Annotated in this window: 3 protein-coding genes and 1 pseudogene; all 4 read left to right on the plus strand. The window is 53.5% G+C overall.

The window, feature by feature from the left end:
• Positions 1–327: pseudogene (locus A6U95_RS23460) on the plus strand (molecular chaperone); the annotation flags it as partial.
• 49 nt (positions 328–376) lie between these two features.
• On the plus strand, positions 377–2,935 hold the full coding sequence (locus A6U95_RS23465) for a fimbria/pilus outer membrane usher protein (protein WP_065686253.1): 2,559 nt from the start codon (positions 377–379) through the stop codon (positions 2,933–2,935).
• A 29-nt stretch (positions 2,936–2,964) separates the two neighbouring features.
• Entirely contained in the window at positions 2,965–4,083 is a 1,119-nt protein-coding gene (locus tag A6U95_RS23470) for a fimbrial protein (RefSeq protein WP_158006238.1), read from the plus strand.
• Between the two features lie 13 nt (positions 4,084–4,096).
• Entirely contained in the window at positions 4,097–4,639 is a 543-nt protein-coding gene (locus A6U95_RS23475) for a type 1 fimbrial protein (RefSeq protein WP_138106254.1), read from the plus strand.
• The last annotated feature ends 95 nt before the right edge of the window (positions 4,640–4,734 follow it).

The raw sequence follows: 4,734 nt of genomic DNA on the forward strand, positions 1-4,734 counted from the left end.
CGCCTGAAGGTATTTTACCGCCCCTCAACGTTGCCAGGGCTGTCACTGGAAACCATGGATAAGGTGAGTTGGCAACGGCAAGGGGAAAAATTGCTCGCTAAAAATCCCACGCCATACCATATCAGCTATGCCTCCGTGCAGTTATCTGGCTATGGCATCGCCTCGGTAGCTGGCACTGATGGCGGCATGATCGCGCCCTTCTCTGAACAAACCTTTCAACTAAAACGCGATAACAAGGCTGTTGCGGCGCCACCAAATAGCGTAATCACCAAGGCGATTAATGACTATGGGGCATTTATTGAAAAAATATACCCGTTAGGCCGCTGACATAACCCTTTTTCAGTAGTATTGGCTTATCTGAGTCATCAAGGATGCTATGACTAGGTGTAAACCGACAATAAAAACCGTGCTGACGTGGTTTCTTTCATGTGCCATGGTTTCGGCCACTTCCAGCTATGCGGCAGACACGCCGGAAGAAGTGACATTCGACCCCAGTTTTTTCCCTGGCGGTAAGGTCGGAACATTCGATCCGGCCCAATTCAGCCGCAGTAACGTCGTTGTTCCTGGTATCTACACCGTGGCGATCGAGCTTAACGGCCAACGGATCGGCAATGAAAAAATCCAGTTTAAGGCCCAGCCGGGCAATAATCTGCAAACCCTTCCCTGCTATCCAGGCAGTTTCTTCTCGTTGCTCAATTTGAGCGCAGAGAAACTGTTGACTCAGACCCCTGCCGTGCAATTGGCGCCATTAGTGCAAGAGGGCTATTGCGGTTCATTCAGTGACCTCCTACCCGGGGCCACCGTCAGCTTTGATGTCGGAGAGCAAAAGCTGACGTTGACGATACCGCAGTTGCTGCTCAACAGGACACCGCGTGGCTATGTCAATCCCGAGCTGTGGGAGGATGGCTTAACCGCCTTGATAGTGAACTACAACGCCAACGTTTATCAGTCAAGACAGCGGGAAAACAGCAACACCTACGGCTATCTAGGGCTGCGTAACGGTCTGAATTTCGGCCCTTGGCGCGTGCGAAATAACGGCAGCATCAATTGGTCCTCGGGAGAGAGTGGCGGGGATTACAAAAGCACATCTTCCTATATCAGCCGCGATGTTACCGCGCTGCAATCTCAATTGATCCTGGGTGACGCCTTTACCAGTGGCGAACTGTTTGACGGCGTACGTTTCCGCGGGGCCAGACTTTATTCTGATGACCGCATGCTACCTGACGCCCTACGTGGCTACGCCCCCGTAGTACGTGGCATAGCCAATACCAATGCCAGAGTGATCATTACTCAGAATGGTTACACGCTCTATACCACTACGGTATCTCCGGGGCCTTTCGAGATCAACGATCTCTACCCCACCAGCTATGGAGGGGAATTGACCGTACAAGTAGAAGAGGCCAATGGCCAAGTCAGAACCTTCACGGTTCCTTATGCTTCAGTGACTCAAATGTTGCGGCCAGGGATAAGCCGCTACGAAGTGGCTGCAGGTAAAGTGAATAGTGATGGGTTGGCAAACAAGCCTGAATTTGGCAGCCTGACCTACCAGTTGGGCCTGAGTAATTTCATTACCGGCTACACCGGCGCCACCGCCAGCAAAGGATACTTTTCGGCCTTATTGGGTGGCGCTATGAACACGTTTATCGGCGCCTTCTCTTTGGATGTCACCCAAGCAAAAACCCGGTTGCCCGGCCAGCCCCCGCGTTCAGGGCAAAGCTATCGTATCGGCTTCAGCCAGATGTATCCAGAAACACAAACCAGCTTCTCAGTGGCCGCTTATCGTTACTCAACCGACGGTTTCCTGAGCTTAAATGACGCTGTGCAGCTGCGCGATCTGGCCCTACGTAATGGAAATATCGATGCCTATGGCCGTCAACGCAGCCTGTTTACGCTTTCGGTCAACCAGCAGTTGGGAGAAGGCTGGGGAAGCCTGTATGCCACCGGCAATCATACCTCTTACTGGAACCAGAGCAGTTCGCAACAGAGCCTGCAGATAGGCTATAGCAACTTCTGGCGCAATCTCAGCTATACCCTCTCGGTCAATCGAACGCTAAGCGGGCAACTCACAGGAAATACAGAAGAGATAATGGCGAATCGGCGGGAAACCCAATACGCGTTGACGCTCTCGTTACCGCTAGGCTCGAACCTCCATGCGCCAACGCTTAATGTTACCGGCACTACCGACAACAAGGGGAGCACGGGCCTGATTGGCCTGTCGGGCAATGCGGGTGAACAGAATCAGTTTAACTATGTCGTCAGCACCAGCCGTAATACTGAAGGCAATAGCAACTTTTTCAACGGTGGCGTTGGCTACCGCTCATCCCTTGCCCATATGGGCGCAAACTATAGCTATGGGCAGGGAAACCGGCAGGTTTCAGCAAGCATGGATGGTGCTCTGGTGGCCCACCGTGGCGGTATCACTTTAGGGCAATCACTTGGCGAAACAGGCGGTCTGGTACGGGCACCCGGTGCTGAAGGCGCTCTCGTCACCGGCGCTCCCGGCGTTCAGATCGACCGTTTTGGCTATGCCATCGTCCCTTACCTGCGGCCCTACTATCTTAATCAGGTCGATATCGATCCCAAGGGCAGTTCACAGGACGTAGAGTTACTGTCTACCCGCAATACCACCGCCCCCCGCGCTGGTGCATTGGTCCTGCTTGATTATGAAACCAAACGCGGCAAGGTGACCTACATCAGAGCCAAGCGACCGGACGGTAGCCCACTGCCCTTCGCCGCCAACGTCTATGATGCGCGAAACAACGCCGTAGGGGTTGTCGGCCAAGCCAGCCTGGTGGTGGCACGCGATCTCGACCTGAAAGGTATGTTGCAGGTGAGATGGGGGGATAGTCAGGCAGAGCATTGCAGCATCCATTATTCGCTGCAGCCAGGCACCGCTGAAGAGAGCAGGCAGTTGATTCAAGGCGTCTGCCAATGACGAAGTGCCCACACGAAATGAGAAACAACATGAAAAGAATATTCGCCTCAGCAACGGCGATATCACTGATGCTCTGCGGCGGCCTGTATGCGCAGAATGCGCTCGCAGCAAGTGCGGGTTGTGATTGGGATAGCTCCTCCGCAGTCAAAGCTCCGCTTGATACCCGGTTGACCATCGGCGGCTCTGTTACCGTGGGAGAGGATCTTCCCATCGGCAGTGTGATCTATTCCCAACGTATCCAGACCAATGGCAACGGCGCCAGTCTGCTGTGTCGCGCGGGGGTTTATGATCTGGTTAACACCGTAATCACTGCCCCCCATGGCCAATCCAGTTACCGTGACGCGACGTTTCCCACGGTGTTCAATACCAATATTTCTGGCATCGGGGTAGCCCTGTGGCAAGGTACCCCCGATGGTAACAGCGGCTCCCATCTTCAGCTCCCAGGTAGGCTTACTGCCTTCTTTTCACCCAGCAGCGACAGCGTTTTCAACTTTACCGGTCAGGATGATGCCGCAGTCAGTTTTAATATTGCAATAATTAAAATAGCCGCCAACATCGGCAGCGGAACGATTAGCAGCAGCGATCTCCCCAGGTTCAAAACCTCATTCGATGGCAATGGTGAAAGTTTTGTCTATCAACAAGCAAGGATAGTGGGCAACCTGACGGCGATCCCAGCGACCTGCAATGTTGGCAACAATTATTACCTGCCGCTCGGGGAACACTATCCCGATGAGTTCAACGGTATCGGTAGCACGGCAGGCAGCGCCGAGACCCAGATTGTGCTGTCGGGTTGCCCCGCCTTCTATGGTTCAACCTCTTACGGCGTGTTCAAGCCCAACGTTATCAGCCTCAAGCTGACACCGCGCAACGGATTTATTGATGCCGAACGCGGGATCTCGAAACTGAATACCACCGCCGGTGACGCAGCCTCAGGGGTAGGTGTCCAACTGAGCTTCCGGCAGGAAAACGGCAACTACCAATGGGCCAAATTCAACCAGAGCATCAATCTGGCAAATTACATCACCTTCCTTGAGGACCGAGGCAGCGATTACAGCCTGGGCGTCAAGGCGACTTATGTTCAAACCTCAACCCCTATCCGGGCGGGCAGGGCTGATGCCCAAATAGAGTTTATGATCACCTATCAATGATCGGGAGCGGTGAATGAAGATAAGGAATACGCAGAGAATACTGTCTCTGCTGGTGTTGATTTGCTGCGGTAACAGCGTTGAGGCCGCCTCTACTGGCATACTGAACGTCACTGGCTCCATTAAGCTCGCGACCTGTTATTTTGACAGCGTCGAGGGGCAACAACATAAGGACTACGACTGGATGATGCCGCAGGTCTCAGTGGGGAGCCTACGCGCAGCCGGTATGACTCATGGCCGTTCGCTAGGCAGTATCCATATCGGTGGGGTACATTGTACCAATGGTTACACACCCTATATTACGCTGGGAAATGGGCCGTCGGTCAGTCCGGATACCGGCAACCTGGTCAATACGCTGAACGGCGAGGCCGAAAACGTCGAAATCAGGCTTCTGATGAATGACAAGCCGCTGGATTTACGCACTGGCCCACGCGTTGGCTGTGCCGTTATTGTCGATAACCGGAGCCAGTGTGATATCGGCTATGAGTATTATGCAACCGGGCGCGCAACCCCCGGAAAAGTGAAGAGTGCGGTACTGTTTAATATCAGCTATGACTGATTTCTTCAGTGCACCAAGCAAATTGATGCCTGCGAATGTCAGGTAGCAGGCATCACCTCGTCTACGGCATATTTCGTCCAGAGTAAATCTCCTGC

The sequence above is a fragment of the Serratia sp. 14-2641 genome (assembly GCF_001692375.1).
Lineage (GTDB): Bacteria > Pseudomonadota > Gammaproteobacteria > Enterobacterales > Enterobacteriaceae > Chania > Chania fonticola_C.